The organism is Klebsiella sp. GW_Kp182, assembly GCF_040062275.1.
Lineage (GTDB): Bacteria > Pseudomonadota > Gammaproteobacteria > Enterobacterales > Enterobacteriaceae > Klebsiella > Klebsiella michiganensis.
The window spans coordinates 110881-137441 of sequence record NZ_JBEAFQ010000009.1; the positions used below are offsets into that span (position 1 = coordinate 110881).

The following is a 26561-nucleotide window of genomic DNA, read 5'->3' on the forward strand; positions in this document are numbered from 1 at the left end:
ATTATTGGCTGACCGTTTCGGCAACCGGCACTGCGGCTTTTGCTTTTTCAACTTCAGTTTTCATTAACGAGCGTTCATAGGCGCGCAGGAAGGGCAGGTAGATTACCGCCGACATCACCATGCAAATTAAACACATCACCACCGGGCTTAGCGTCCAGTTTGCAGCCCATGATGCGCCGATAGGCGCCGGCGTCGTCCACGGCGTCAGCGAAACGACCTGGCTGAGCCAGCCGAGGCGCGTCGCCCCGTAAGCCAGAACGGCGTTAATCATCGGCACAAAGACGAACGGGATAAACATCATCGGGTTCATGATAATCGGCGCGCCGAACAGAATCGGTTCATTGATATTAAAGAAGCTCGGTACGATACCCATTTTGCCAATGGTGCGCAGGTGGGTGACGCGGCTACGCAGCAGCAGGAACGCCAGCGGAAGCGTGGAGCCGACGCCGCCAATCAGCAGGTAGTGGTCCCAGAAACCCTGCAGATAGACATGCGGCAGAGCCGCACCGGCCGCCAGCGCTGCCTGGTTCGCCGACAGGTTGGCCATCCAGAAGGGGTTCATAATGCCGGTCACGATCAGCGAGCCGTGGATCCCGGCGAACCAGAAGATCTGGCACATCAGGACGGAAAGCAGAATCGCCGGCAGGGAGTCAGAGGCGGAAACCAGAGGCTCCAGCAGATGCATAATCGCCTGCGGCAGGATCATACCGGTCTGCGCTTCGATAAACAGATTCAGCGGATGCAGGGTCGCGATCACCACCAGCACCGGGATAAGGATTTCAAACGAACGCGCAACGCCGGTCGGCACTTCTTTCGGCAGGCGAATCGTAATGTTGTTCTGCTTTAGCCAGGCGTAAACGCGAGTGGAATAGATGGCGGTGATCAAGGCGGTAAAAATACCCTGACCAGAGAGGTACTGGGTGGAGATTTTGCCATCGGCGTACGGCGCGGCAACCAGTAAGAAAGCCATAAACGCCAGCAGACCGGACATCACCGGGTCGAGCTGGAACTGGCGTCCCAGGCTGGCGCCGATCCCCACCGAAATAAAGAACGTCATCACGCCCATGCTGAGGTTAAACGGCAGCATCAGCTGTTCGCGATACTGCTGGGAGAAATCCAGCCAGCCGCGGGCGAAACCGTTAGTGGTATCCGGGGAAAAAGGCGGAAAGATAAATACCAGCATGAATGAGCCGATGATCATAAACGGCAATGCGGCAGTGAAACCATCGCGAATCGCGATAACGTATTTCTGCTGCCCAAGGCGTCCTGCCAGCGGGGTAATTGATTGCTCGATCGCGGCAATCATGGACTGATACAGAGAACTCATTTGCACACCTCTTAATGCGCTTCAATCAGCGACAGGGCATAATCCAGGACGTTGTCTCCCCGCTGCATTCCGTAATCCATGGCGTTAATCGGCTGGACCGGAATATTCAGGGGAGCGGCTTTCTCAGCTAAGTTTTTCAGCATGTATTTCACCTGTGGTCCAAGAAGCACCACCTGGTATTGCGGAAACTGCATGTCAAATTCGGAAACTCCGTAGGCGTCAATCTGCACCGGCAGGTTACGTTCCTTCGCGGCATCAACCATCTTTCTGACCAACAGGCTGGTGGACATTCCGGCAGAGCAGCACAGCATAATCTTGTACATCGACGATCGTCCTCAAAATGTAAAAAGTTATTGCGTGGATGATTTGATATCAGACGGAAACCGGTTTCCATTTATAAAAAACAGAACTGTGATAACCGTCAAGATCTGTCAGTCAAAGGACGTGTTAATTAGATTTGGCTCACAAATTTTCCTGGTTTTTGCTACGATTTTCCATGAAACGGAAAATCGGTTTCCAAATAAAAAGGGAAACGGATATACTGCCGCTGGTTATTATTGAAGCGATTCAGGTTTAAGGATTTACAGGGATCGGACTGGCCCTGTCAGGGGAAAATAATGTCTACAATCAACGATGTATCACGGTTAGCTGGGGTGTCTAAAGCCACAGTCTCTCGGGTGTTGAGTGGTTCGCGCGGCGTAAAGGAAGCCAGCCGACAGGCGGTATTGCAGGCGGCGGAAGCGCTTAACTACCGGCCGAATATGATCGCGCAATCTTTGCTGAGTCAGACCACCGGCTGCATCGGCGTCATTTGCGCCCAGGACAACATTAATCAAACCACCAGCTATCTCTACGCGCTGGAAAAACAGCTCAGCCAGCACCAGATGCACCTGCTGCTGCGTTTTGCCAACAGCCGCGGCAGAGTGCTCCATTCGCTGGAAGAGTTGACCTGCGGCCTCTGCGATAATGTGTTAATCATCGGCGCGCGGTTTCCGCTCAATATCGACCGGCGCGACGTAGTGCTGATTGACTGCCTGGAAAGTGACGCAACGAATAGCATTCAGTTTGACCACGCCTTTGCGGCGGAAACGGCCTGCAACTATCTGATAAGCCAGGGGCGGCGGCAGATTGCGCTGATTCATCCTCAGGCTAACGGCTTTGCTGACCAGGTTCTGCTGGGCTACAAGCACGCGCTGGAAAAGAATTTTCTGCCGTTCAATCGCAACCTGGTTTTTCTTGACAGCCATTCGCCGTCCGTGGCGGTTCAGGAGCTGGTGAACAACGCAACCACCCTGAATTTTAATGCGTTATTGGTTGCCAACGAGCAGCAGGCGCAGCTGGTGGTGCCGCAGCTCCAGGCGTTTAATCGCGCGGTACCGGAAAAAGTCATGGTGTTCAGCCTGGCGGGCTCGTTACAGCTGCCCGGTATTCCGACGATTCCGGCGATTGAATATTCCATGGACGCGATGGCCAGCCAGATAGTCAACTGGCTGACCGAGAAGACGCAAATGCTCGCTAGCAGCCCGCTGCGCGGAGATTTGATCATTCCGAACCGCTAATGGTGACGCCTCCGCGCCCGGTGCTAGGGCGTTGGGCACTGAATGCCGCTAATGGCCTTCTGATAAGCGGCGCTGTTGTTTTTATCCAGCGCCCGCGTCGCGCTTTGTACGGCGGTCTTATTTTCCGCTGATTCCAGCACGCGGTTAGCAAACTGCGTATCATCCAGCGCGCTGCTGGCAGGGCAATTTCTCCTCACATCTTTCACTATCTGCTGCTTTTGCTGTTCAAACTTCAGCCCGGAGAGCGGTGCAGCTGTCGCCACGCTGGAGAACATCAGACTGGCTGCCAGCGAAAGCGCAAAACTCATTCTCTTCATTACGGATATCCTTATTTTTATTAAAGGGTTCCTCTAACTATAGACGCATTCCTGAACCAACATTTTGCGCGCTGGTTTCCATAAGAATGAGTCTGTTTCAGCCGCTGAAATTTATCTTTCGTAGCGGCAAGCAAAGCCGTTGATGCGCAGGTGTTTGCGCTTTTTGGGACGGATATATTCCAGCCATTACGTTTCAGGGATGGCGGACCATGACGCAAAAAGGAACCCCCTCGACGCCACACGATGCGGTTTTTAAACAGTTTTTATCGCATCCCGAGTGCGCCAGGGATTTTATCGAGATTCATCTGCCCGCTTCGCTGCGCCAGCTGTGTAATCTGCAAACGCTCAAGCTGGAGTCCGGCAGCTTTATTGAGGCCGATTTGCGCGCCAGCTACTCCGACGTACTGTGGTCGCTGAAAACCCGCGACGGTGACGGCTATATCTATGTGGTGATTGAACATCAGAGCACGCCGGATGCGCATATGGCCTTCAGGCTGATGCGCTACGCGCTGGCGGCGATGCAGCGTCATCTGGACGCCGGGCATAAAACGTTGCCGCTGGTGGTGCCGATGCTGTTTTATCACGGCGCGAAAAGCCCCTATCCCTTCTCGCTTTGCTGGCTGGATGAGTTTACTGATACGCAGACAGCGCGACGACTTTATGCCGCCGCTTTCCCGCTGGTGGATATTACGGTGGTGCCGGATGACGACATTATGCAGCACCGGCGCGTGGCGCTGCTGGAGCTGATTCAAAAGCATATTCGCCAGCGCGATTTACTTGGCCTGGTGGAGCGATTAGCCGAGCTGTTGGTTAAAGGTTGCGCTAATGACAGCCAGCTGAAAGCGCTGTTTAATTACATGCTGCAGTGCGGCGATGCGCCTCATTTTGGTGAATTTCTTCACGAGGTCGAGCGGCGCGTTCCTCAACATAAGGAGGTACTCATGACGATTGCGGAAAGGCTACGGCAGGAAGGGAGACAAGAAGGCAAGTTGGAGGGCAAGTTAGAAGGTAAACAAGAGGGTAGACTAGAAGAAGCGTTGCGTATTGCCCGTTCACTTCTGGAGCAGGGGTTTGAGCGCGAGCTGGTGCAGGTGGCTTGCGAGCTGACGGATGACGACCTGAAGAGGCTGCAAACGCCGGTCGCAGCCTCTCCTGGCCGATAATCGTCAGGCCGTTTTAACCCGCCGCCGCGAATCCATGGCGATCAGCACCACCGACGAGAGAATCAGCAGCGTGCCTAGCCAGTCCGGGAGAGTAAAAGTGATGCCGAGCAGCAGCAGGGAGAGCAGGGCGCTACTCAGCGGCTCCGCGCAGCTGAGGATCCCCGCCTTCGCGCCGCCAATCTTCTGCGCGCCGTTCAGATAGAGGCTGAAGGTCAGCGAGGTGCCGATTACCACCAGGTAGAAAAAGGCCAGCAGCAGGCCGCCGGTCACCACAAAATGGTTGCCCTGTCCGGCGTAGAACGGCAGCAGCATCGCGCCGCCGAGCAGCATGCTCCAGCCGACAATCGGCAGCGTGCCGTAGCGGGCAATCAGCGTCGAAGGATAAGTTGTATAAAAAGCGGCGGCAAACGCCGAAGCAATCCCCCAGAACAGCGCCGTGGGGGAAATCGACAGCGTCGTCGGGTTGCCGTGGGTCACCAGCAGGAAAGTGCCCGCCAGCGAGGTGGCGATGGCCGCGAGCACCAGCGGGCTGGGGCGCGTTTTGCGGGCGATGGCAAACCAGGCGACGATAATCGTCGGCGACAGAAACTGCAGCACCGTCGCGGTGGCGGCGTTGGATTGCTCGATAGTCATCAGAAAGGTGTACTGCACGGTAAGCGCGCCGAACAGCGAAAAAATCAGCAGACTGACGGCGTCTTTGCGGTTTTGCAGGACGCGGAAAATCTTATCGCCGTGGAAGAACGAGAGCATCAGAAGGATCAGGCCGGCGAACAGCAGGCGCGTCATGGTCAGAAACGGCGATGACATCTGGCTTTGCTGCATAATATATTGCGCACAGACGCCCGAGCTGCCCCACAGTACGGCGGCGATCAGTACGTTCAGCATCCCTTTTTTGCTGGAGCCCATCTTTCCCTCAGGTGAAAATAGCGCGAAAGCAGTATCATAGCATGAGCACGCGCGGGAAGCGGGGCAGGAAAGGGTAGTCGGAGTATTTGCGTGCCCCTTGCGGCGGAAGATCGTTGGGTTTGGCGATCTGACGCGTAAGCTTGTAGCGAGTTAGATCCCGTCGAAAAGAAAATCCATTGAAGCTTTAACGACTTCGCGCTGGTGATTCAGATTACAAACTTCTTCACCCAGAACACGATGTGGGATGCTGGCGAGTTCGTGAGTCATCACGACGTATTCTTCCCCTTCTACGGTGACAAGCGGTGTTAAACGATCGGCGCGTGGACCTTTATAGTTTTTCAGTGGAAACAGTGGGATCACGACCCGAGTATTGCGCTTGCCGATAATGTCACTCTGTACATCAAGGAGGTAAGGATACGCAGCAATTCGACCTGTATTCTTATAAACGTAATACTGCATATTTAGAACGTCCTGTATTCATCAGAGAGAAGTCCATTTTCCTCAGTTAAATTATTGAGGTAGTCGATTGCCTGGGCATTTTCTTTTTGCCAGCGGGCTATTTCGAGGCTGTGGATTTCGCTTTTTAGAGCGTTAGTCAACGTTAGAGACAGATTGATGCCGACCTCACGAGCCTGTTTAACCAGGCCTGGGTCCAGTGTCACGCTGACGTTCTGCTTATTGCGTTTTGCGGCTGGCATAGGGAATCTCCTGTGTAATCTACACGTGTAGATTACACAGAAATAAATAAACCCGCCATTCGGCGGGTTAAAAAAGATTCAATTTTTATGCGCCGTGCGCGCCTCTTAGCTCAAATCAACGTTTTTACTGCCGAACAGCCAGGTCAGGGCGAAGCCGCACAGGTAAGAGACCGCCAGCCCGGCGGCATACACCGCCATTCCGGCGTAGATGCCGCTGCCGGAGGTCATCAGCGGCAGCGCCACCAGCCCCGACGGGCCAAACACCGTATTCAGGCCGACCGGTAGCCCCATCCAGGCGACAAGCCCGAGGAAGAAACCGCCGCAGGCGCCGCCGAGGCAGGCGGTGATAAAGGGCTTCATGCGCGGTAGCGTCACGCCGTAAATCAGCGGTTCGCCGATGCCGAGAAAGCCGGGAATAATCGCCCCTTTAATCTGCGTGCGCAGCAGAGAACCGTGCTTCGCCCGCCAGAACAGCGCCAGCGCCGCACCAACTTGTCCGGCCCCAGCCATGGCCAGAATCGGAAACAGCGAGTTAAACCCCTGCGCATCCACCAGCGCGAAATAGACCGGCACGAAGCCCTGATGGACGCCGAACATCACCGCCAGCAGGAACAGGCCGGCCAGTACCGCAGAGCCGAATGGGTTACCGTTAAGGTGCAGAAACAGCCATGACATCCCGGTGAACAGCCAGCCGCCGATAGGCATAATGACGGTAAAGGTGATCGCGCCCATGATCAGCAGCGTCACCGCCGAGGTGAGGATCATATCGAGGTTGGCAGGCATGATGCGGCGTACCTGTCGTTCCACCCACGCGCCGATAATCGCGGCGATAAGCACGCCGATAATATTGCCGCGCGGGTCAATACCGTGGCCGAAGAAGGTGGAAATCCCGGAATAGAAGCCGCTGGTGGCTTCCGGGTTATAGCCGAGAACAAACAGCGCAGCGATGATGGCCCCGTTGACCCCGGAGCCGCCGAAGGCTTTCTGGGCGTTATAGCCGATCAGGATGCTCAGGAAGGTAAACATCCCTTTGCTGAACACCTTCATGTAGCCGATCAGCGCCATCAATGTCGCGTTCGGATGCGCGTTTTCGAGGACAAATATCTGCTCCGCCAGGGTCGCGAACCCCAACAGCAGGCCGACGGCGATAAAGCCGGGAATGAGCGGGGTGAAGATGGTGGCGAATTTCGCGAGGAATTTTTGAATACCGCTGGTTTGCTTGCTCTTCAGCGCCTGTTTCTTTTCGGCGGCGACATCGGCCAGCGATGGCGCATCCGCCGGGGCCTCTTCCAGTAACGCATTCATCATTTCCGCCGCGCTTTGCGCCTTGCCGGGCCCAAGGACGACCTGGAACTGTTCATCGCTAACGATCACCCCCATTACGCCGTCAATCTGGCGGATGGCGGCGCTATCGGCCCGTGATTCATCGCGCAGGGTCAGGCGCAGCCGGGTCATACAGTTGCCCGCCTGCGCGACGTTCCCGGCTCCGCCAACGTGCTGCAGGATCCGCGCTATCATCTCTTTATTTATTTTTGCCATTGCAGATTACCCGTGAGTCAGCGGTCAGGAGTGGCTCAGCGCCTTGCGGATATAGCCGTTATTTTTTGCCAGCAGCGCCTGGGCATCCGCGGCGCTTAAATCAGCCAGCACCATCACAATCGCCGTTTTGCAGTGGCGATCGCAGGCTTCCAGCGCGCTCTGGGCGGTTGCGCGATCGCATTCGGTCGCTTCCATGACGATGGACACCTGGCGCTCGATAAGCTTGGCGTTGGTCGCTTCCACGTCCACCATCAGATTGCTGTAGACCTTGCCGATGCGGATCATCGCCCCGGTAGAAATCATATTCAGCACCAGCTTTTGCGCGGTGCCCGCCTTCAGGCGCGTTGAGCCGGTCACCACTTCCGGACCCACGACCGGCGTAATGGCGACGTCCGCCAGCTGGGCCATTTCGCCGTGCGGGTTACAGCTGACGATGGCGACAAAAGCGTTCTGGCTGTGGGCATACTCCATCGCGCCGATGACGTACGGCGTGCGTCCGCTGGCGGCCAGGCCGACCAGCACGTCGCGGCTGCTAAAGTTCAGGTTCTGCAGGTCCATCGCCCCTTGCGCTTTGTTGTCTTCGACGTTCTCTACGGCGCTCAGTATGGCTTTATGGCCGCCCGCGATAATGCCCACCACCTGCTCCGGGCGGGTGCCGAAGGTCGGCGGACACTCGCTGGCATCAAGGATCCCCAGACGCCCGGAAGTGCCCGCGCCAATGTAAATCAGTCGACCACCCGCCTGCAGCGCCGCCGCGACCTTATCCACCACCTGGGCAATTTGCGGCAGATAGGGGGTGATGGCGTGAGCCACCTGCTGGTCTTCCTGGTTAATCACCGTCAGCATCTCTTCGGTGGTGAGGATATCAATGTTGGCGCTATTGGCGTTGCGGCGCTCGGTCAGCAGTTTGCTCAGGTCGATACTCATAGGAACCTCTTTATTCACGGTGGCGGGCAGTATAAGGAATTAATTATTCCTTTCCTGTGAAGGTTATCACGATTGGTGTTGAAGGAATAATAGGAGATTACAGTACTGACGGGAAAAAGAGGGGTAATATAATTGGAATATTTTATTACCCCGGAGGAGGTTATGCGATGGGGCGCGGCTTTTTCAGGCCAATCAGCAGCGCGGCCAGATAGCAAAGGGTCATCGCGAAGCTCATTTTGAGCATCGTTTCGCCGCCGAGACCGGCCAGCGGCGCGGCAATACCGCCGAACACAAACATCAGCGTGCCCATCAGGGCGGAAGCGGTGCCGGACTGGCGGGCGTGAATGGCGTTCATCGCTTCCGAGCCGGCAACGGTACTGATACCGCTCATCATGGAAACGGTAAAAAACAGGCCGACCAGCGCCAGCGTCGGCTGCGGTAGCCAGGCGAAGAGCAGGGTGATGGCGGCAAACGCCACCGCCAGCAGCTGGCCGCCGCGCAGCAGGGCTTCGGCGCTGAAGCGGCGCGCCAGGCGGGAAAAGATCAGCGCCGCGATAATCAGCCCGATACCGTTAAGGCCGAACAGCAGGCTGAACTGCATCGCGCTCATGGCATATTCGCTCTGGATAACGAACGAAGACGAGCCGATATACGAAAACAGCCCGGCCATCATAAAGGCCTGAATCAGGCAGTAGCGCATAAAGCGGCGGTTTTTCAGCACCGGCGCATCAGCCTGCTGCCGCGTAGCCGAGGCGGCGCTTTTGGCCGGCAGCGTTTCGTGCAGCACCGTCAGGCTGAGCAGCAGCAAGACAACGCCGATCGCCGCCATCGCCCAGAACAGGATACGCCAGTCGAAGGCGGTGATGATCCAGCCGCCGAGCACCGGTGAAAGCACCGGCGCAATGCCGTTAACGGTCATCAGCAGGGCGAAAAACTGGGTCAGCAGCGTACCCTGATACCTGTCGCGGGCGATGGAACGCGACAGCACCGAGCCGCCCGCGCCGGCGAAGCCCTGCAGAAAGCGCCAGGCGATCAGCATATGGATATCGTAGGTTATCGCGCACATCGCCGAGGAGAAGATAAACAGCAGCAGGGAGAGCGCCAGCGGCTTTTTACGGCCAATGCGGTCGCTCAGCGGGCCAAAAAACAGCTGTCCAAGGCCGAGGCCAATCAGCGCCGCGGTCAGCGAAAGCTGGGTCTGCGTGCTGGTGGCGCTGAGCTGCTGGGTGATTTCCGGTAGCGCGGGCAGATAGAAGTCGGTACACAGCGGCCCAATGGCGCTGAGCAAACCGAGAACCACGACCCAGGAGAGGGAAATTCGGGACATATCAACGGGCTCCTTGTCATCAAACCGGGCGTTGCCGCCCGGCAAAAGCGTTAGCTGGCGCCGCCTCCCAGCGACTGCCAGAGGGTAATGCGGTTTTCCAGATCCGTTTGCTGGAGGGAGATAAGCGTGGCCTGCGCCGACCACAGCGTTCGCTGGGCGGTCAGCACCGACAGATAATCTCCGACCCCGGCCTGATAGCTCTTCATCGCGATATTCAACGATTTCTGCTCCGCCGCGACGTATTTATTCTGCGCGTCCAGCTGTTCGCTGAGCGTTTCCCGGCGCGCCAGCGCGTCGGCGACATCCTTAAAGGCGCTCTGAATCGTCTTCTCATAGGTGGCGATCAGCCCCTTTTTCTCCGCTTCAGCATAGCGCAGCTGCGCCAGGTTGCTGCCGCCGGTAAACAGCGGCAGGCTGATGGACGGCGCGAATGACCACACCTGCATGCCGTGGCTGAACAGCGACGAGAGCGAGTCGCTGCCGACCCCGGCGCTGGCGGTCAGCGAGATGGACGGGAAGAAATTGGCCCGCGCCGCGCCGATATCGGCGTTAGCGCTCTTCAGATTATGCTCCGCTTCCTGGATATCCGGGCGGCGCAGTAGTACCGATGAAGAGACGCCCGCCGGCACCAGGGTGATACTCCGATCGCCAAGGCTTTCCAGCGTGCCGGGCAGCAGGCTATCCGGCACGGTTTCTCCGGCCAGCAGGTTGAGCGCGTTTTTATCCTGCGCCACCAGCGTGCGGTAGCTGGCGACGCTGGCGCGCGCCTGCTGATAAACGCTTTCGGCATCGCTCAGGTCGCCTGCCGAGGCGGTGCCGACTTCCATCTGGCGGGTGACGATGCGGCGCGAGTTCTCCGCGCTGGCCATGGTGTCCTGCGCCAGCGCCAGATTGCTGTTGTCCGCGGCGAGCGTTATCCACGCGGTGGTCAGATCGGCGATCATCGTCAGACGCGTATTCTGGGCGGTGAATTCGCTGGCAAGCCAGGTTTCCCGCGCCGCGCGCGTCAGGCTTTGGTTCTTGCCAAACAGATCCAGCTCGAAGCTGGAAACCGCGCCGTCGGCTTCCGCTGACGAGGTGAGGCCGCTGGCCACCGTTTTACTGCGGGTATGGCTCAGCTCGGCGTCGAGGGTCGGAAACAGCGAGGCGCGGGTTTCGCCAAACTGGGCGCGCGCGGCTTCAATATCGGCCAGCGCTTTCTGCACGTCGCGGTTGCTGGTCAAGGCGATGTTCACCACTTTTTTGAGGCGAGCGTCATTCACTACCTGCTGCCAGTCGCTGACTACCGCGGTTGCCTCGCCGTGGCTACCCGGCAGGGTCGCCGGAACAGGCGCGGCCGGACGTTCATAGTGCGGGTCGAGAGAGACGCAGCCCGCCGTCAGGAGCGCAACAAAAACTAAGGTAAAACGAAACATAACTTACTCCTGAGAAGAACGATGGCGGGTGAAGAAACGTTTCACCAGCACAAAGAACAGCGGCACGAAGAACACCGCCAGCAGCGTTGCGGTCAGGGTGCCGCCGATAATCCCGGTACCGATCGCCACGCGGCTATTGGCCCCGGCTCCGGTGGCGATCGCCAGCGGCAGCACCCCGGCAATAAACGCCAGCGAGGTCATCACAATAGGGCGTAGACGGGTCTGCGCGGCGCGCATGGCGGCACGCGACAGGGAGTAGCCCTCTTCCACCGCCGATTCAGCGAATTCGACGATCAGAATGGCGTTCTTCGACGACAGGCCGATGGTGGTTAATAGCGCCACCTGGAAGTAAACGTCATTGCTCAGACCGCGCATCCACGCCGCCAGCGCCGCGCCGAGCAGCCCAAGCGGGATCACCATGATCACCGAGAACGGTACCGACCAGCTCTCATACAGCGCCGCGAGGCACAGGAAGACCACCAGAATCGAGATAGCGTAGAGGCTCATCGCCTGGCCGCTGGCGAGTTTTTCCTGCAGCGACATGCCGCTCCACGCCCAGGTGGTACCGGCGGGCAGGTTATTGGCTAAGGCCTCCATCTTGTCCATTGCCGCGCCGGAGCTGAAGCCGCTGGCGTTCTCACCCTGGATTTCAAAGGCGGCGGAACCGTTGTAGCGCACCAGGCTTTCCGGACCGTATTGCCAGCGGGTGGTGGCGAAGGCGGAGAACGGCGTCATGCTGTCGTCGCTGCCGCGCACAAACCATTTACCGAGGTCGGACGGCACGGCGCGGGCGTCGCTTTCGCCCTGGATATAGACCTTCTTCACGCGACCGCGATCGATAAAGTCGTTAACGTAGGTCCCCCCCCAGGCGCTGGAAAGGGTATCGGTGACATCGCTTAACGACAGCCCGAGCGACACGGCTTTGTTATTATCGATATCCACCTGCAGCTGCGGCATTTGCGGCAGATCGTTGGCGCGTACCGACTGCAGCTCGGTACTTTGATTCGCCGCGGCCAGCAGCTGGCTGCGCATTTTCATCAGGCTATCGCGATCGGTGCCGCCGCTGGCCAACAGTTCGAAGGTGAAGCCGTTGCTCTGCCCCAGGCCATCTACCGACGGCGGGGTCATGGCGAACAGGGTGGCGTCGCGAATGCTGCCGAGCTCTTTGGTGGCGCGCAGGGCGATGGCCTGAGCGGTATTTTCTTCGCCTTTACGTTCGGACCAGTTTTTCAGCGACACGAAGGCCATCCCGGCGTTTTGTCCGCTGCCGCTAAAGCTAAAGCCATCGACGGTAAAGATCACGTCGGTATTGGCTTTCTCTTTCGTCAGGAACCAGTCGGTGACCTGGCGGCGAACCTCGGCGGTACGTACCGCCGTCGCTCCGGCGGGCAGCGTGTACTGGACCATGATTTCGCCCTGATCCTCCGTCGGCAGGAAGCTGCCCGGCAGTTTCCACATCGCCAGCGCCATGCCGCCGCAAATCAGGACAAAAGCGCCCATCATCATCGCCGAGCGGCGCAGGCCGCCAACAACACGATGCTGATAGCCCTGCTCGGTGCGTCCCCACAGGCGGTTAAAGGCGCCGAAGAAGCCTTTGGTATGCGGTTTAGAATGGCTCAGCAGCGCGCCGCACAGCGCCGGGGTTAAGGTTAAGGCGACCACCACAGAGAGCATCATCGCCGAGATAATGGTCACCGAGAACTGGCGATAAATCACCCCGGTTGAGCCGCCGAAGAAGGCCATCGGCAGGAACACTGCCGAGAGCACCAGGGCAATGGCGATCAGCGCGCCGGAGATTTCGCCCATCGATTTTTCGGTGGCTTCGCGGGCGGGCAGCCCCTCGTCGCGCATGATACGCTCGACGTTTTCCACCACCACGATGGCATCATCCACCAGCAAGCCTATCGCCAGCACCATCGCAAACAGCGTCAGGGTGTTGATGGAGTAGCCGAACAGCGCCAGCACGCCGAAGGTGCCCAGCAGCACGACCGGAACCGCCACCGCCGGGATCAGCGTGGCGCGGAAGTTTTGCAGGAACAGATACATCACGCAGACCACGAGGATAATCGCCTCGAACAGCGTCTGAATCACATCCTCCACCGAGATTTTAATGAACTCAGTGCTGTCTTTCGGGTAGGCGATATCGTAACCCTGAGGCATCTGACGCTGGAACTCGGCAATCTTGTTTTTCACCAGCGTCGCGGTATTCAGGGCGTTAGCGCCCGGCGCCATCATCACCGCTATCCCGGCAGCCGGATGGCCGTTGAGATTGGCGGAGGCGGTGTAATCTTCGCTGCCCATCTCAACGCGGGCGACGTCGCTCAGGTGCACCACCGAACCGTCGCTCTTGCTCTTGACGATAATCTCTTTGAACTGGGCGACGGTTTGCAGCCGCGACTGGGCACGCACGGTGGCGGTCAGCTGCTGCGCGTTGGAGGCGGGTAGCGCGCCGATTTTACCGGCGGACACCTGCACGTTCTGCGCCTCAATGGCCGATTGCACATCGGATGGCATCAGCGAATAGGAGGCCAGTTTGGTCGGGTCCATCCAGATGCGCATGGCGTATTCGGCGCCGAACACCTGCAGGCTGCCGACGCCTTCAATACGCGCCATCGGATCCTGCATGTTGCTGACCAGCCAGTCGGAGATGTCGGAGCTGGTGGCTTTGTTGTTTTTGTCATACACCGCGAGGATCAGCAGGAAGCTGCTCTGCGATTTCTCCACCGTTACGCCGGACTGCTGAACTTCGCTCGGCAGACGGGATTCCGCCTGCTGCACTTTGTTCTGCACCTGAACCTGGGCGGTATCCGGATCGGTACCCTGCTCAAAGGTGACGGTAATGCTGACCGAGCCGTCGGAGCTGCTGGTGGATGTAAAGTAGAGCAGGTTGTCCAGTCCGGTAAGCTGCTGCTCAATAACCTGGGTGACGCTGTTTTCCAGGGTTTCCGCAGAGGCCCCGGTGTAGGTGGCGGAGATTTTTATCGCCGGCGGGGCGACGTCAGGATACTGGGCGACCGGCAGGGTGCGGATAGCCAGAATCCCGGCGAGCATAATCAGAATGGCGATAACCCAGGCGAAGACCGGGCGTCGCACGAAGAAACGGGAGAACATCAGGCGTTGCCTCCGTCATTTTTGACTTCGGCGGCTTTGACCTGCTGGCCCGGCGCCACTTTGCTGGTTCCTTCGACAATCAACCTGTCGCCGCTCTTCAGGCCGTTTACGATAAGCCATTTGTCGCCGTAGGTTTCGCCGGTTTCCACGCTGCGCTGTTCAACCTTGTTATTAGCGTCAACCACCAGCGCGGTGGCATCGCCTTTGGCATCGCGGGTGATGCCCTGCTGCGGGGCGAGGATCGCATCGTTCATGATGCCTTCGTCTATGCGGGCGCGAACGAACATCCCCGGCAGCAGCACGTGCTGCGGATTGGGAAAGACCGCGCGCAGCGTGACCGAGCCGGTCGATTCATCCACCGCCACTTCGGTCAGCGCCAGGCGACCTTTTTCGCTGTAGGTGCTGCCATCTTCAAGAGTCAGGGTGACGTTAAGGGTATCGCTGTTGCTTGCCAGGCTTTGCTTACGCAGGCGCAGCAGATCGACGCTGGATCGGGTGAGATCGACGTACATCGTATCCAGGCCGCGGATCGTCGCCAGCGCGGTATCCTGATCGGCGGACACCAGCGCGCCCGGCGTGACGGAAGAGATCCCGATACGCCCGGCAATCGGTGCGGTCACGGTGGTCCAGTTCAGGTTGATGCGCGCGCTTTCCAGCGCCGCTTTTTTCGACTCGACGCTGGCCTTATCCTGGTTACATGTCGCTATCGCGTCATCGGCGTCCTGACGGGAGACGCCGTTATCTTTGACCAGCACCGCGTAGCGCTGGGCTTTTTGGCAATCGGCGATAACCAGCGCCTGGGCCTGTTTTAGCGATGCGGCGGCTTCGTTAAACGTCGCGCGATAGCTTGACGGGTCGATTTGGTACAGCGCCTGTCCGGCTTTGACCATATCGCCCTCGGTAAACAGGCGTTTTTGCACGATCCCGCCGACCTGCGGGCGCACTTCGGCGCTAAGCGAGGCGGTGGTGCGTCCGGTCAGGCTGCTCACCACCGGGACAGGCTGGCCGTGCAGGGTAACGACACCCACTTCCTGCGTCATCTGCTGCGGGGAAGCGTTTTGCGCATTATCGCACCCGCTAAGGAGAAATAATGCTGCTGCGATGGGGGCTAAAGTATATTTCATTATATTTTCTCAGGATGAACGACGTCCGCCCCGCAAATTCACTGGCGGGGTGATGGGCCGGGCGATGATGCATCTCCGGGCAAGCACAAATAACCCAATGGGAAATAAATATTCCTGTTTGCAGTAAATAACTCGGTGAATACCGCTATTGATTAAGCGGTTTTTCCGAGATTTTCCCGTGCGGCGAATACGGCATCAGACGGCGGTTACAGGCTCTGAACCGAGCGATAACGCCTGCTACAGGGCATTACTTGTGGGGTTCTCCATGGTTTTTGGTTTTGAGAATGATCGCTCTCATTTTTCCCCATTATACGTCTGTACCGAATGATGGGAAGGTTTTTTACACAAAATTTAGTGCAGGGAATTTAGTCAGGAAATAATGGAGAAAAAAAGGATATTTTGTGAAAGTAGGGTGGTGAATGGTCTGTGAAAAATAAAAGATGGAGATAATCAATGACATTAATAATAACAGAGAACATTAATCCCGCCGATCAAGAAGAGCTGCTGGCGGGACTGCGGGAATACAATCTGCGCTTTCTGGACCCGGCTCAGTTCGGCGAGCTGGGCGTTTATTCACGCGATGACGCTGGCGCGATGCGCGGCGGGTTGATCGGCAAACGCAAGGGCAGCTGGCTGTGTATTGACTATCTGTGGGTCAGCGAAGCCTCGCGCGGCAGCGGCCTTGGCAGCGAGCTGATGCATGAAGCGGAAAACCAGGCGCGGGCGCGCGGCTGCAGCCACGTGCTGGTGGATACGTTCAGCTTTCAGGCGCTGCCGTTTTATCAGAAGCTGGGCTATCAGCTGCAGATGTCGCTGCCGGACTTCCCGCACGCGGGTATGCAGCGCCATTATTTATCGAAAGTATTGTAAAGCAGGCCCAGGAGACCCTCCCGGAGGCGGCGCTATGCGCCTGTCCGGGCTACCCGAACGCAGGCGACTGTGAAGCGGATTGAATCCTCCGGATGGCGGCTGTCGCCTTATCCGGGCTACCCGAACGCAGGCGGCTGTGAAGCGGATTGAATCCCCCGGATGGCGGCTGTCGCCTTATCCGGGCTACCCGATCGCAGGCGGTTGTGAACCGGATTGTATTCCCCGGATTGCAGACGGCTGTGAACCTGTAGCCCGGCTAAGCGCAGCGCGAGCCGGGGGAATTAGCCGCCGATCCCCCGGCCTATCAGGGCCAGGGCGTGGCTGACAATCATCTTCCGGTCTACCGATTGCAACCGCGAATCGGTGTGGGTGCGGGAAAACGGCACCAGCACCAGGCTTATCAGGGTGGTAAACAGCAGCTCCGGGGAGAGCGCCGGATTAAGCTTACCCTCCCGCTGCCAGCGGCGCACCGTCTCCAGCATCTTGTGGTACTTCTCATCGCCAAAACGCGCGTGCATATGCTGGCGCAGCACCGGCATCTCGCCGATGATCTCCTGCATCCACAGCGGCGCGAACCACGCGTTTTTCTCCGCCATGGCCGCCAGGGTTTCAATAAGCAGCGTAAAAGCGGTGACCGGATCGTCGCCGTGCGCGACAAAAATTTGTCCGATCTCGCTGCGTAGCGGCATAAAGCGCTCTTCGACCAGCTTTTCCACCAGCGCTTCGCGCGAGCTGAAATAGTAGTGCAGCATCGCGGGCGTTACCCCCGCCTCTTTGGCGATGGCGTTCAGCGAAATGCGGGCGATCCCGTGGCGCGCAAACAGCGCCAGGGCAATATCCATCAGCTGTTCGCGGTTGGCGGAGCCGGATTTCTGCCCGCGCGGGCGACCGGGACGACGCGGGGCTTCGTTGTCTTTTTGTGCTGACATCCTGTGGCGATCCCTTGACCAGATTCATCATTTCCCTAAATATTAATTATGCATTTAATTAATTTCAAGCGAGTGATGCTATGACATCTGAAATCGCCAGCCAACCGGCGGTGCCCTCGATCCGCCTGCTCTTCAGCGCCCTGCTGCTGGTGATGCTGCTCTCGGCGCTGGATCAGACTATCGTTTCCACCGCGCTGCCGACCATCGTCGGCGAGCTCGGCGGGCTGGATAAGCTCTCCTGGGTGGTCACCGCCTACATCCTGAGTTCGACCATCGCGGTGCCGCTGTACGGTAAATTCGGCGATCTGTTCGGGCGCAAAATCGTTCTGCAGGTGGCGATTGTGCTGTTTCTTGCCGGTTCCGCCCTCTGCGGGCTGGCGCAAAATATGACCCAGCTGGTGCTGATGCGCGGCCTGCAGGGGCTGGGCGGCGGCGGCCTGATGGTGATCAGCATGGCGGCGGTGGCTGACGTCATCCCGCCGGCGAATCGCGGCCGCTATCAGGGTCTGTTCGGCGGCGTCTTTGGTCTGGCGACGGTAATCGGGCCGTTAATCGGCGGCTTCCTGGTGCAGCACGCCTCCTGGCGCTGGATTTTTTACATCAACCTGCCGCTGGGGCTGTTTGCGCTGCTGGTGATCGGTGCGGTTTTTCACAGCAGCAACAAGCGCAGCCAGCACCAGATCGACTGGCTGGGGGCGATTTACCTCAGCATGGCGCTGTTGTGCATCATCCTGTTTACCTCCGAGGGCGGCAGCGTCCGCGCGTGGAGCGACCCGCAGCTGTGGTGCATCCTGGCGTTTGGCCTGGTCGGGATCGTCGGCTTTATTCATGAAGAGCGGCTGGCCAGCGAGCCGATTATTCCGCTCTCCTTATTCCGCAACCGCAGCTTTTTGCTGTGCAGCCTGATTGGCTTTGTTATCGGCATGGCGCTGTTCGGCTCGGTGACCTTCCTGCCGCTCTATTTGCAGGTGGTCAAAGAGGCGACGCCGACCAAGGCGGGCCTGCAGCTGATCCCGCTGATGGGCGGCCTGCTGCTGACCTCGATCGTCAGCGGGCGCATTATCAGCCGCACCGGCAAGTATCGCGTATTTCCGATTATCGGCACCCTGCTGGGGGTCGTCGGCATGGTGCTGCTGACGCGCATCACCATCCACTCCGCGATGTGGCAGCTGTACCTGTTTACCGGCGTGCTGGGGGCGGGCCTGGGGCTGGTGATGCAGGTGCTGGTGCTGGCGGTACAGAACGCGATGCCCGCGCAGATGTACGGCGTGGCGACCTCCGGGGTCACGCTGTTTCGATCGATTGGCGGTTCCATCGGCGTGGCGCTGTTTGGGGCGGTGTTTACTCACGTGCTGCAAAGCAATCTCCAGCGTCTGCTGCCGGAAGGCGCGCAGCTGCCGAGGGCGCTAAACCCGGCGGCGGTGCAGAATCTCCCGGCGGAGATCCGCCTCGATTATCTGGACGCCTTCGGGTCCGCTATCCATGCGGCGTTTCTGATGGCGGCCTGCATTATGGCGGTGGCGTTTGCCCTCTCCTGGCTACTGAAAGAAACGCCGCTGAAAACCGGCACACGCTAGACGGCGGCGGCAATACGCAGCAGCGCCCGACGCAGAGCCGGCGCGGCGAAATCGATAAATTTACGCAGCTTAAGCGGAGCCAGATCCCGCGAGGTGTACAGCAGGTGCACCGGTGCAGGCTCTGGTTCCATCGCCTGCAGGAGCAGCTTCAGCTCGCCGCGGGCCAGGCCGTCGATCGCCTGGTAATGCAGCAGGCGCGCCACGCCGGCCCCCAGACGGGCGGCGTCGGCGGCGCTCTCCGGCGTGGTCAGCGACAGCACCGGCTGCAGCGCCACCAGCCGGTCCTCCGCCTCTTCGGCGTTAAAGCGCCAGCCGCGATAAGGCATTGGCGATTCAATACGAATGATCGGTAGCGCGGCCAGCTCGCGCGGGCGTTCGGGTATGCCGTGTTTTTCCAGCAAAGCCGGGTGCGCGCAGGTCACAATGCGCATCTCGCCCAGCCGGGTGGCCACCATCCCGCTGTCCGGCAGCGTACCGATACGCACCGCTAAATCAATATGATCGCCCACCAGATCGGCGTTGCGGTCGCTAAGCAGTAAACGGACGCGAATCTGCGGGTAGCGGGCGAGAAAATCCGTCACCACCGGCAAAACATGCTGACGACCGAACATGGTGGGGGCTGAGAGAACCAGTTCGCCTTTTGGCTCCTGATATTCGCCCGCCGCCTGGCGCTCTGCGTTCTCCACCTCTTCGAGAATGCGCCGCGCGGCGGCGACATAATCGACGCCGGCATCGGTCAGCGTCAGCTTGCGGGTGGTGCGGATCATCAGGCGCACGCCGAGGGTATTTTCCAGTTCGCCAATCTGGCGGCTAACGGTGGTCAGGGGCATATTCAGCGCCCGCGCCGCCGCCGACATGCTGCCGAGTTCGGCCACTTTCACCAGCAGCGCCATCGCGCTGAGTCGGTCCATAATTATCCCGTTTTACGGAAAGATGATTGTCATATTGCCACTATTATCTTTTCTGCCAGCACAGTCCATGATGAGTTACGCCGCAACGCATCGGGAGGACCTATGCCAGCAGAATTTCTTGATATCGCCATGACGCCGGACGTGATGGATGTCCAGCATGAAATGGGCAGCGATGAGCTGTGGCAGTCGCCGCATCGCCAGCGCCGGGGTGAGCGCTTCGGCGCCAGCGAGGAGGTGATGATTGCCACCCGCGACAGCTTCTATCTGGCCACCCTTTCGCAAACCGGCTGGCCCTATATTCAGCATCGCGGCGGCCCGGTGGGCTTTCTGCATCTGCTGGATGAAACCACCCTGGCGATGGCGGATTTTTCCGGTAATCGCCAGTACATCACCACCGGCAACCTGCGCGGCAGCGATCGGGCCTGTCTGTTTTTGATGGATTACCCGCGCCGTGCCAGGCTGAAAATCTACGCCACCGTAGAGGTTGTGGCGGTGGATGCCGACCCGCAGCTGCTGGCGCAGGTCGCGCCGGAGAACTATCGGGCCCGGATTGAGCGCATCTACCGTTTCCACTTACAGGCTTTTGACTGGAACTGCCCGCAGCATATTACCCCCCGCTACACCGCCCGGCAGGTGGCGGAGTATAGCCAGACGCTGCAACAGCGTATTGACGAACTGGAGCGGGAAAATCAGCGCCTGCAGCAGCTTATATACCCAAAATAATTCGAGTTGCTTAAAGGCGGCAAGGGAGTGAGTCCCCAGGAGCATAGATAACTATGTGACTGGGGTGAACGAGTGTAGCCAACACATAAGCAACTTGAAGTATGAAGGGTATTCATACAGGAGATTCATGATGACCGAACAACGTCCGCCTCTGCCGCCGTTCACCCGCGAGAGCGCCGCGCAAAAAGTCCGAGCCGCTGAAGATGGCTGGAACAGCCGCGATGCCGCTAAGGTCGCGCTGGCCTATACCGTCGAGAGCGAATGGCGTAACCGCAGCGAATTTGTTCACGGCAGAACGCAGATTATCGACTTCCTGCAGCGCAAATGGCGTAAAGAGCAGGAGTACCGGTTGATTAAGGAACTGTGGGCGTGGAGCGATAACCGTATTGCGGTACGCTTTGCCTATGAGTGGCACGACGACAGCGGCAACTGGTTTCGTTCATACGGCAACGAGAACTGGGAATTCGACGAGCACGGACTGATGAAGACGCGCTACGCCTGCATCAACGATCTGCCCATTACGGAGAGCGAGCGTCTGTTTCACTGGCCCCAGGGCCGTCGCCCGGACGATCACCCGGGATTGAGCGAGCTGGGGCTGTAAGGCGCCGTTCTGCGGAACGAGCCTCACCGTTGAAGAGATCCCCGGAGGCGGCGCTGCGCACCTGTCCGGGCTACTCGATCGCAGCCGACGGTGAGCCCGTAGCCCGGGCAGGCGCATCGCGCCGCCCCCGGGAGAAAGGGGGAAGATGATTTTATTTCCGGTTGCGGTTTTTGCGTTTAAAACCCCAGCACAAAGTCGTTATAGTTTCAGACGAAAAAATAATAACGATTTCTATGGACTGACGGGGTGATAACAATGAAATTGCGTTTACGGACAGCCGCCGCCGTGATGCTGGCGGGCCTGCTGCTGGCGGGCTGCGACCAGAAGGGCAGCGATGCGAAACACATTAAAGTCGGCGTCATTAACGGCGCGGAACAGGATGTGGCGGAAGTGGCGAAGAAAGTGGCTAAAGAGAAATATGGCCTCGACGTGGAGCTGGTGGGCTTTAGCGGCTCGCTGCTGCCGAATGAGTCCACCAACGCCGGCGATCTGGACGCCAACGTCTTTCAGCATCGCCCGTTCCTCGAACAGGATAATAAAGCCCACAACTATCGCCTGGTGGCGGTGGGCAACACCTTCGTCTTCCCGATGGCGGGCTACTCGCGCAAAATAAAATCCGTCGCCGAGCTGAAAGACGGCGCGACCATCGCCATTCCGAACGACCCGACCAACCTGGGCCGCGCGCTGCTTCTGCTCCAGCAGGAAAAGCTGATTACCCTCAAAGCGGGCATCGGCCTGCTGCCGACGGCGGTTGATATCATCGACAACCCGCATCACCTGAAAATTATGGAGCTGGAAGGAGCACAGCTGCCGCGCGTCATCGACGACCCGAAGGTCGACGTGGCGATCATCAGCACTACCTACCTGCAGCAGACCGGCCTCTCCCCGGTACGCGACGGCATCTTTATTGAAGATAAAAACTCGCCCTATGTGAACATCATCGTGACCCGCGAAGACAACAAAGACGCGGAAAACGTCAAAGCGTTTATCCACTCCTACCAGTCGCCGGAGGTGGCGAAGGCGGCGGAGACGATCTTTAACGGCGGCGCGGTGCCCGGCTGGTAATCACTCACACAAGGAGACGTGGCGATGACCCGGCAACGCCAGGCTGATTTGCTGCTCATAGCCGCGACGGTTATCGCCGCCTGCGGATGGATTTTTTCCCGTGAAGCGATTGCCGGCATGCCGGTTTTCGCTTTCCTCGGCCTGCGTTTTTTCTTCGCCGCGCTGCTGCTGCTGCCTTTCTGCCGCGGCCTTCGCGTCGAGAGGCAGCAGTGGCCGCGCATGATTATCAGCGGCCTGTGGTTTGCGCTAAACCTGTGCCTGTGGATCTACTCGGTATCAACGACCCCGTCGCTGGGCGAAGGGGCGTTTATCATGAGCCTGTCGATGCTGTTCGTGCCGCTTACCGCATGGGTGATGATGAAGGCGCGGCCGGCGCGGGCCTACTGGGAGTGCCTGCCGATTGCGGTTGTCGGTCTCGGCTTACTCAGCCTGCATATGCCAATTGCGTTTCACCCCAGCCAGGGCTGGTTCCTGTTGACCGCGCTGGTGCAATCGATCTGGTTTTGCTACACCAGCAAAAGCGCCCGCGAGGTGCCGCTGATACCGCTGACCACCGTGCAGCTCGGCATTACCGGCATTGTCGGACTGGGGATCTCCGCCGCCGTTGAAAGCTGGACTCAGCCGTTTACCCTGCCGACCTTCGGCTGGCTGCTCGCCAGCATCGTTATCGCCACCAGCCTGCGCTTCGGCCTGCAAATGAAGGGGCAGAAGTACGCGGCGGTCGCCAGCGCGGCGATTATTATGGTGCTGGAACCGCTGCTGACGGTGATTGCCGCCGCGCTGTGGTACGGCGAACAGCTACCGCTGCAGAAAATTATCGGCGGCCTGCTGATCCTCGTCGCTCAGCTGTGGTTCCGCTGGCGGATGCTGAAGCCGCTACGCTAAACCGGTGCGCCGCTGCGCCATCAGATGCAGCAGCGGCACCAGCGATAGCCCGTCCGGCATCTCGCCGCGGGCGATCAGCTGGCCTATCTCTTCGAGGGTAAACCAGCCAGTTTCCATCACTTCATCCTGATCTTCATCCATTCCCACCCAAGTCAAATCGTGGGCCAGCCAGGTAATAAACAGCTGGTCGCTGCTGCCGTAGGAGGGGTTATAGCGGATAATTTCGTCGGCGCGCTGCGCCTGCCAGCCGGTCTCTTCCCGCAGCTCGCGCAGGGCCGCCGCGCGCGGGTCTTCGCCTTCATCGACGCCGCCGGAAGGAATCGCCCACACCACCCGATCGATCAGGTAACGGTAGTGGCGAATCAGCAGCACTTTGTCATCCTGCATCGCCACAATCCCCACCGCCGGGCGAGGATAGTGAATGGAGTAAAAATCCCGCCGATCGCCGGGCGCCATATCAATTCCGACCTTGCGCATGCTGAACCATGGGGTGTCTGCCAGAACCTCGACATCGTGCATATCGGCGGAGGTGAGTTTCTTTTTCATCGTAGCCACTGTTCCTCAAAGTTGAGCGTTCAGCACACCATAGCCGGGAGCCGATGGCAACCGTCGCAGATTGGCCCGATTTCATCGTTCATTGCCCAAACGCCCATATTGCGCCAGGCTTGTGGGACGTACGATGTTCAGCAGATGACCGCAAAGAGGAATGAACATCATGAAAATCACCCATGTGCGTAATGCCACCCAGCTTATTGATTATGCGGGTAAAAAGTTTCTGATTGACCCGATGCTTTCTGCCAAAGGCGCCTGGGCGGGCTTTGCCGGTACCGCGCGCAGCGAGTTGCGTAACCCGCTGGTGGAACTGCCTTTTTCCATCGAAACGATCGTTGACGTGGATGCGGTTATCGTCACCCACACTCATCAGGATCACTGGGACGAGGCGGCGATCGCCGCGATCCCCAAAACCCTGCCGGTTTATGTCCAGCATGATGCCGACGGACAGCTGCTGCGCGGCCAGGGCTTTTGCGATATTCGTCTGCTCTCTGAGGACAGCGCGTTTGCTGACGTTGCGCTGGTGAAAACCACCTCGGGCCAGCACGGCAGCGACCGCACTTATGCGGTGCCGGCAATGGCCGAGCGCCTGGGCGAAGCCTGCGGCGTGGTGCTGCGCCATCCGCAGGAGAAAACCCTATGGCTGGTGGGGGACACCATCTGGCGCGATGCAGTGGAAGCCGACATGCTCAGGCTGCGCCCTGACGTGGTGGTGCTGAATGCCGGGTATGCGCACGTCATCGGTTTTGGGCCGATCATCATGGGCAAAGAGGATGTGCTGAAGGCGCACTTCGTCCTGCCGGAAGCCAAAATCGTCGCCAGCCATATGGATGCGGTGAACCACTGTCTGCTGAGCCGCGATGAGCTGCGCCAGTACGTGGCTGACAATCAGATTGCCGAAGCGGTCAGCATCCCGCAGGATGGGGAAAGTATGGTCTTTTAGAAGCGGAGTGGGCGATGAAACTCACGGAAGTGGCGATTGTGGCGGTGGACGGGTTTAGCCCGTTTCACTACTCGGTGCCCTGTATGCTGTTTGGCGATACGGTCTCGGAAACCAAACGCTTTAACCTGCATATTTGCGCCGAACGGCCGGGGCTGCTCAGCGCCCGCGACGGCTTCGCGCTGAACGCCAGCGGCGATTTTTCCCTCCTGGCGCAGGCGGATATCGTGGTGGTGCCTTACTGGGGGGCGGTGAATCAGCGCCCACCGCAGCCGCTGCTTGACGGCCTGGTTCGCGCGCGCAATAACGGTGCGCAGATCGTCGGCCTGTGCCTCGGGGCGTTTGTACTCGGCTACGCCGGGCTGCTGGACGACAGGCGCGCGGCGACCCACTGGGAGTTCGAGCAGGATTTTCAGCGCCTGTTTCCACAGGTGCGGCTGGATATCAACGCGCTGTACGTTGACGATGAGGGGATTATCACCTCGGCGGGCACCGCGGCGGCGCTCGACTGCTGCCTGTATCTCATTCGCCAGCGTTTTGGCAGCCTTGTCGCCAATCAGATCGCCCGGCGGATGATCGTCCCGCCGCACCGTGAGGGCGGCCAGGCGCAGTTTATCGCCCAGCCGGTACCCAAAAACACCCGCGACGCGCGGATAAACGGCCTGCTTGAGTATCTCCAGCAGCACATCCGCGAACCGCATAATCTCGACTCGCTGGCGCAGGTGGCGGCGATGAGCCGCCGGACCCTGACCCGCCATTTCGCCAAAGCGACCGGCATGGGCATCGCCGACTGGCTGGCCGCCGAGCGCCTGCGGCGCAGCCAGATCCTGCTGGAGGCCGGGGATTTACCGGTCGGGCAGGTGGCGGAGGAAGTGGGCTATCGCTCCGCCGTAACCTGGCGCCAGCAGTTTAAAGCGCGCTTTGGCGTCAGCCCGGCGGAGTGGCGGCGCACCTTTCGTCGCGGGGCTTAGCCGCCGAGCGTGGCGCTGTCGATGACGAAGCGGTATTTCACGTCGCCTTTAATCATCCGCTCCCAGGCCTCGTTAATCTGGTCGCCGCGAATCAGCTCTATATCGGCGACGATACCGTGCTCGGCGCAGAAATCGAGCATCTCCTGGGTTTCCGGAATGCCGCCGATCATCGACCCGGCAATTGACCGGCGGCGGAAGATTAGATTAAACACTTCCGGCGAGGGATGCGGCGTGGCGGGCGCGCCCACCAGCGTCATGGTGCCGTCGCGCTTGAGCAGGGTGGTGAAGGCATCGAGGTTATGCGGCGCCGCCACGGTGTTGAGTATGAAGTCGAAGCTCTTCAGGTGGGCGGCCATTTCGTTTTCGTTGCGCGAGACCACCACTTCGTCCGCGCCCAGCTCCCGCGCCGCGTCACGCTTGGATTCCGAGGTGGTAAAGGCCACCACGTGGGCGCCCATGGCGTGGGCCAACTTGATGCCCATATGCCCCAGCCCGCCAATGCCCACGATGCCGACTTTTTTGCCCGGTCCGACGTTCCAGTGGCGTAGCGGCGAGTAAGTTGTGATGCCCGCGCACAGCAGCGGCGCGACGGCGGCCAGCTGCTCTTTGGGATGGCGGACGCGCAGCACGTAGCGCTGATGCACAACGATCTGCTGGGAGTAACCGCCGAGCGTGTGGCCGGGCGCGTCCTGCGTCGGGCCGTTATAGGTGAGCACCATACGATCGCAATAGTTTTCCAGCCCGTCCCGGCACTCCTCGCACTCTTTACAGCTGTCGACCATACAGCCGACGCCCACCAGATCGCCAACGGCGTGGCCGGAGACCCGGCTGCCTACGGCGGTCACCCGGCCGACGATTTCATGGCCCGGCACGCAGGGATAGAGCGTCCCTGCCCACTCGGAGCGGGCCTGGTGTACATCCGAGTGGCAGACGCCGCAATAATCAATGGCGATCTGCACATCGTCCGGCCCCGGTTCGCGGCGGGTGATGGCCATAGACCCTAACGGCTGGCTGGCCGAGTTCGTTCCAATAGCGTTGATCTGCATAGCAAAACCTCTTCTACATAACGGCGTTGAATAAAACGGAGGGGGAGAGCGTTTTTTGAGCGGCAGGATCAAGCGTAG

Annotated in this window: 26 protein-coding genes; 10 read left to right on the forward strand and 16 right to left on the reverse strand. The window is 59.2% G+C overall.

Annotation, left to right across the window (positions count from 1 at the left end):
• Position 1: 1 nt before the first annotated feature.
• Together ABLU88_RS11765 and ABLU88_RS11770 are read right to left on the reverse strand one after the other, a co-directional pair.
• Positions 2–1327: a PTS transporter subunit EIIC gene (locus ABLU88_RS11765; protein ID WP_014227305.1), complete on the reverse strand. Its 1326-nt coding sequence runs from the start codon at positions 1325–1327 to the stop codon at positions 2–4.
• 11 nt (positions 1328–1338) lie between these two features.
• Positions 1339–1650, reverse strand: a complete 312-nt coding sequence (locus tag ABLU88_RS11770) for a PTS sugar transporter subunit IIB (protein WP_014227304.1) — start codon at positions 1648–1650, stop codon at positions 1339–1341.
• 294 nt (positions 1651–1944) lie between these two features.
• Between ABLU88_RS11770 and ABLU88_RS11775 the strand changes: the two genes are divergently transcribed.
• On the forward strand, positions 1945–2886 hold the full coding sequence (locus ABLU88_RS11775; RefSeq protein ID WP_122116988.1) for a LacI family DNA-binding transcriptional regulator: 942 nt from the start codon (positions 1945–1947) through the stop codon (positions 2884–2886).
• A gap of 23 nt (positions 2887–2909) precedes the next feature.
• Here the strand turns inward: ABLU88_RS11775 and ABLU88_RS11780 are convergent, their stop codons facing one another.
• Positions 2910–3203 carry a YicS family protein gene (locus ABLU88_RS11780; RefSeq protein WP_047722799.1) on the reverse strand — a complete coding sequence of 98 codons (294 nt, stop codon included), beginning with the start codon at positions 3201–3203 and terminating at the stop codon, positions 2910–2912.
• A 209-nt stretch (positions 3204–3412) separates the two neighbouring features.
• Between ABLU88_RS11780 and ABLU88_RS11785 the strand changes: the two genes are divergently transcribed.
• Positions 3413–4366, forward strand: coding sequence for an Rpn family recombination-promoting nuclease/putative transposase (locus tag ABLU88_RS11785; protein ID WP_032751828.1), 954 nt, complete (start codon positions 3413–3415; stop codon positions 4364–4366).
• A 3-nt stretch (positions 4367–4369) separates the two neighbouring features.
• On the opposite strand, the gene ABLU88_RS11790 is transcribed toward ABLU88_RS11785, so the two are convergent.
• The 9 genes from ABLU88_RS11790 to ABLU88_RS11830 all read right to left on the reverse strand — a co-directional run bounded on the left by ABLU88_RS11790 (position 4370) and on the right by ABLU88_RS11830 (position 15413).
• The gene (locus tag ABLU88_RS11790) at positions 4370–5272 is read right to left on the reverse strand and encodes a DMT family transporter (protein WP_009654083.1); all 903 of its coding nucleotides are present in this window, start codon (positions 5270–5272) and stop codon (positions 4370–4372) included.
• A gap of 150 nt (positions 5273–5422) precedes the next feature.
• Positions 5423–5731 carry a CcdB family protein gene (locus tag ABLU88_RS11795; protein WP_014227299.1) on the reverse strand — a complete coding sequence of 103 codons (309 nt, stop codon included), beginning with the start codon at positions 5729–5731 and terminating at the stop codon, positions 5423–5425.
• Positions 5732–5733: 2 nt separating this feature from the next.
• Positions 5734–5970, reverse strand: coding sequence for a type II toxin-antitoxin system CcdA family antitoxin (locus ABLU88_RS11800; RefSeq protein WP_014227298.1), 237 nt, complete (start codon positions 5968–5970; stop codon positions 5734–5736).
• A gap of 105 nt (positions 5971–6075) precedes the next feature.
• Positions 6076–7509, reverse strand: coding sequence for a PTS N-acetylmuramic acid transporter subunit IIBC (murP, locus tag ABLU88_RS11805; protein ID WP_048262922.1), 1434 nt, complete (start codon positions 7507–7509; stop codon positions 6076–6078).
• Between the two features lie 24 nt (positions 7510–7533).
• Positions 7534–8436 (reverse strand): N-acetylmuramic acid 6-phosphate etherase, encoded by a 903-nt coding sequence (murQ, locus tag ABLU88_RS11810; RefSeq protein WP_009654080.1) that lies wholly within the window; start codon positions 8434–8436, stop codon positions 7534–7536.
• Positions 8437–8596: 160 nt separating this feature from the next.
• Positions 8597–9763: a multidrug effflux MFS transporter gene (locus ABLU88_RS11815; protein WP_348836580.1), complete on the reverse strand. Its 1167-nt coding sequence runs from the start codon at positions 9761–9763 to the stop codon at positions 8597–8599.
• Positions 9764–9813: 50 nt separating this feature from the next.
• Positions 9814–11178 (reverse strand): efflux transporter outer membrane subunit, encoded by a 1365-nt coding sequence (locus ABLU88_RS11820; protein ID WP_014839827.1) that lies wholly within the window; start codon positions 11176–11178, stop codon positions 9814–9816.
• Between the two features lie 3 nt (positions 11179–11181).
• Positions 11182–14289: a multidrug efflux RND transporter permease subunit EefB gene (eefB, locus tag ABLU88_RS11825; protein ID WP_348836582.1), complete on the reverse strand. Its 3108-nt coding sequence runs from the start codon at positions 14287–14289 to the stop codon at positions 11182–11184.
• A complete protein-coding gene (locus ABLU88_RS11830; RefSeq protein WP_348836583.1) occupies positions 14289–15413 on the reverse strand; it encodes an efflux RND transporter periplasmic adaptor subunit in 1125 nt (374 codons plus the stop codon). The genes eefB and ABLU88_RS11830 overlap by 1 nt, the downstream gene beginning before the upstream one ends.
• A 453-nt stretch (positions 15414–15866) precedes the next feature.
• Here ABLU88_RS11830 and ABLU88_RS11835 point away from each other — a divergent pair, with 453 nt between their 5' ends.
• Positions 15867–16283 carry a GNAT family N-acetyltransferase gene (locus tag ABLU88_RS11835; RefSeq protein WP_047722801.1) on the forward strand — a complete coding sequence of 139 codons (417 nt, stop codon included), beginning with the start codon at positions 15867–15869 and terminating at the stop codon, positions 16281–16283.
• A gap of 281 nt (positions 16284–16564) precedes the next feature.
• Here the strand turns inward: ABLU88_RS11835 and ABLU88_RS11840 are convergent, their stop codons facing one another.
• Positions 16565–17212 (reverse strand): TetR/AcrR family transcriptional regulator, encoded by a 648-nt coding sequence (locus tag ABLU88_RS11840; RefSeq protein ID WP_064357603.1) that lies wholly within the window; start codon positions 17210–17212, stop codon positions 16565–16567.
• Positions 17213–17292: 80 nt separating this feature from the next.
• Between ABLU88_RS11840 and ABLU88_RS11845 the strand changes: the two genes are divergently transcribed.
• Positions 17293–18789 (forward strand): MDR family MFS transporter, encoded by a 1497-nt coding sequence (locus ABLU88_RS11845; RefSeq protein ID WP_348836585.1) that lies wholly within the window; start codon positions 17293–17295, stop codon positions 18787–18789.
• Here the strand turns inward: ABLU88_RS11845 and ABLU88_RS11850 are convergent.
• Entirely contained in the window at positions 18786–19700 is a 915-nt protein-coding gene (locus ABLU88_RS11850) for a LysR family transcriptional regulator (RefSeq protein WP_014227289.1), read from the reverse strand. The two genes, ABLU88_RS11845 and ABLU88_RS11850, sit on opposite strands and share 4 nt — an antisense overlap.
• A gap of 102 nt (positions 19701–19802) precedes the next feature.
• On the opposite strand from ABLU88_RS11850, the gene ABLU88_RS11855 reads away from it, so the two are divergent.
• From ABLU88_RS11855 to ABLU88_RS11870, 4 genes are all read left to right on the forward strand, one after another.
• Positions 19803–20423: a pyridoxamine 5'-phosphate oxidase family protein gene (locus ABLU88_RS11855; RefSeq protein WP_187228735.1), complete on the forward strand. Its 621-nt coding sequence runs from the start codon at positions 19803–19805 to the stop codon at positions 20421–20423.
• A 130-nt stretch (positions 20424–20553) separates the two neighbouring features.
• On the forward strand, positions 20554–21024 hold the full coding sequence (locus ABLU88_RS11860; RefSeq protein ID WP_348836593.1) for a nuclear transport factor 2 family protein: 471 nt from the start codon (positions 20554–20556) through the stop codon (positions 21022–21024).
• A gap of 255 nt (positions 21025–21279) precedes the next feature.
• Positions 21280–22089 (forward strand): lipoprotein NlpA, encoded by an 810-nt coding sequence (nlpA, locus tag ABLU88_RS11865; protein WP_348836587.1) that lies wholly within the window; start codon positions 21280–21282, stop codon positions 22087–22089.
• 24 nt (positions 22090–22113) lie between these two features.
• Positions 22114–22974: a DMT family transporter gene (locus ABLU88_RS11870; protein ID WP_014839817.1), complete on the forward strand. Its 861-nt coding sequence runs from the start codon at positions 22114–22116 to the stop codon at positions 22972–22974.
• On the opposite strand, the gene ABLU88_RS11875 is transcribed toward ABLU88_RS11870, so the two are convergent.
• Entirely contained in the window at positions 22966–23520 is a 555-nt protein-coding gene (locus ABLU88_RS11875; RefSeq protein ID WP_025107597.1) for an NUDIX hydrolase, read from the reverse strand. The genes ABLU88_RS11870 and ABLU88_RS11875 overlap by 9 nt on opposite strands.
• Before the next feature lie 169 nt (positions 23521–23689).
• Here ABLU88_RS11875 and ABLU88_RS11880 point away from each other — a divergent pair, with 169 nt between their 5' ends.
• Together ABLU88_RS11880 and ABLU88_RS11885 are read left to right on the forward strand one after the other, a co-directional pair.
• A complete protein-coding gene (locus ABLU88_RS11880) occupies positions 23690–24469 on the forward strand; it encodes an MBL fold metallo-hydrolase (RefSeq protein WP_064375678.1) in 780 nt (259 codons plus the stop codon).
• A gap of 14 nt (positions 24470–24483) precedes the next feature.
• The gene (locus tag ABLU88_RS11885; RefSeq protein ID WP_032751845.1) at positions 24484–25437 is read left to right on the forward strand and encodes a helix-turn-helix domain-containing protein; all 954 of its coding nucleotides are present in this window, start codon (positions 24484–24486) and stop codon (positions 25435–25437) included.
• On the opposite strand, the gene ABLU88_RS11890 is transcribed toward ABLU88_RS11885, so the two are convergent.
• Positions 25434–26483 (reverse strand): NAD(P)-dependent alcohol dehydrogenase, encoded by a 1050-nt coding sequence (locus ABLU88_RS11890; RefSeq protein WP_014227281.1) that lies wholly within the window; start codon positions 26481–26483, stop codon positions 25434–25436. The two genes, ABLU88_RS11885 and ABLU88_RS11890, sit on opposite strands and share 4 nt — an antisense overlap.
• Positions 26484–26561 lie beyond the last annotated feature (78 nt).

What these genes read in the sequence shown, in the direction of transcription:
- murP (WP_048262922.1), bottom strand. Translation starts at nt 7,509, where the DNA reads ATGGCAAAAATAAATAAAGAGATGATAGCGCGGATCCTGCAGCACGTT.
- ABLU88_RS11850 (WP_014227289.1), bottom strand. Translation starts at nt 19,700, where the DNA reads ATGGACCGACTCAGCGCGATGGCGCTGCTGGTGAAAGTGGCCGAACTC.
- ABLU88_RS11790 (WP_009654083.1), bottom strand. Translation starts at nt 5,272, where the DNA reads ATGGGCTCCAGCAAAAAAGGGATGCTGAACGTACTGATCGCCGCCGTA.
- ABLU88_RS11885 (WP_032751845.1), top strand. Translation starts at nt 24,484, where the DNA reads ATGAAACTCACGGAAGTGGCGATTGTGGCGGTGGACGGGTTTAGCCCG.
- ABLU88_RS11775 (WP_122116988.1), top strand. Translation starts at nt 1,945, where the DNA reads ATGTCTACAATCAACGATGTATCACGGTTAGCTGGGGTGTCTAAAGCC.
- ABLU88_RS11855 (WP_187228735.1), top strand. Translation starts at nt 19,803, where the DNA reads ATGCCAGCAGAATTTCTTGATATCGCCATGACGCCGGACGTGATGGAT.
- ABLU88_RS11800 (WP_014227298.1), bottom strand. Translation starts at nt 5,970, where the DNA reads ATGCCAGCCGCAAAACGCAATAAGCAGAACGTCAGCGTGACACTGGAC.
- ABLU88_RS11880 (WP_064375678.1), top strand. Translation starts at nt 23,690, where the DNA reads ATGAAAATCACCCATGTGCGTAATGCCACCCAGCTTATTGATTATGCG.
- ABLU88_RS11875 (WP_025107597.1), bottom strand. Translation starts at nt 23,520, where the DNA reads ATGAAAAAGAAACTCACCTCCGCCGATATGCACGATGTCGAGGTTCTG.
- ABLU88_RS11890 (WP_014227281.1), bottom strand. Translation starts at nt 26,483, where the DNA reads ATGCAGATCAACGCTATTGGAACGAACTCGGCCAGCCAGCCGTTAGGG.
- ABLU88_RS11860 (WP_348836593.1), top strand. Translation starts at nt 20,554, where the DNA reads ATGACCGAACAACGTCCGCCTCTGCCGCCGTTCACCCGCGAGAGCGCC.
- ABLU88_RS11780 (WP_047722799.1), bottom strand. Translation starts at nt 3,203, where the DNA reads ATGAAGAGAATGAGTTTTGCGCTTTCGCTGGCAGCCAGTCTGATGTTC.
- ABLU88_RS11815 (WP_348836580.1), bottom strand. Translation starts at nt 9,763, where the DNA reads ATGTCCCGAATTTCCCTCTCCTGGGTCGTGGTTCTCGGTTTGCTCAGC.
- ABLU88_RS11830 (WP_348836583.1), bottom strand. Translation starts at nt 15,413, where the DNA reads ATGAAATATACTTTAGCCCCCATCGCAGCAGCATTATTTCTCCTTAGC.
- ABLU88_RS11770 (WP_014227304.1), bottom strand. Translation starts at nt 1,650, where the DNA reads ATGTACAAGATTATGCTGTGCTGCTCTGCCGGAATGTCCACCAGCCTG.
- ABLU88_RS11820 (WP_014839827.1), bottom strand. Translation starts at nt 11,178, where the DNA reads ATGTTTCGTTTTACCTTAGTTTTTGTTGCGCTCCTGACGGCGGGCTGC.
- ABLU88_RS11785 (WP_032751828.1), top strand. Translation starts at nt 3,413, where the DNA reads ATGACGCAAAAAGGAACCCCCTCGACGCCACACGATGCGGTTTTTAAA.
- ABLU88_RS11870 (WP_014839817.1), top strand. Translation starts at nt 22,114, where the DNA reads ATGACCCGGCAACGCCAGGCTGATTTGCTGCTCATAGCCGCGACGGTT.
- ABLU88_RS11845 (WP_348836585.1), top strand. Translation starts at nt 17,293, where the DNA reads ATGACATCTGAAATCGCCAGCCAACCGGCGGTGCCCTCGATCCGCCTG.
- eefB (WP_348836582.1), bottom strand. Translation starts at nt 14,289, where the DNA reads ATGTTCTCCCGTTTCTTCGTGCGACGCCCGGTCTTCGCCTGGGTTATC.
- nlpA (WP_348836587.1), top strand. Translation starts at nt 21,280, where the DNA reads ATGAAATTGCGTTTACGGACAGCCGCCGCCGTGATGCTGGCGGGCCTG.
- ABLU88_RS11795 (WP_014227299.1), bottom strand. Translation starts at nt 5,731, where the DNA reads ATGCAGTATTACGTTTATAAGAATACAGGTCGAATTGCTGCGTATCCT.
- ABLU88_RS11840 (WP_064357603.1), bottom strand. Translation starts at nt 17,212, where the DNA reads ATGTCAGCACAAAAAGACAACGAAGCCCCGCGTCGTCCCGGTCGCCCG.
- ABLU88_RS11765 (WP_014227305.1), bottom strand. Translation starts at nt 1,327, where the DNA reads ATGAGTTCTCTGTATCAGTCCATGATTGCCGCGATCGAGCAATCAATT.
- murQ (WP_009654080.1), bottom strand. Translation starts at nt 8,436, where the DNA reads ATGAGTATCGACCTGAGCAAACTGCTGACCGAGCGCCGCAACGCCAAT.
- ABLU88_RS11835 (WP_047722801.1), top strand. Translation starts at nt 15,867, where the DNA reads ATGACATTAATAATAACAGAGAACATTAATCCCGCCGATCAAGAAGAG.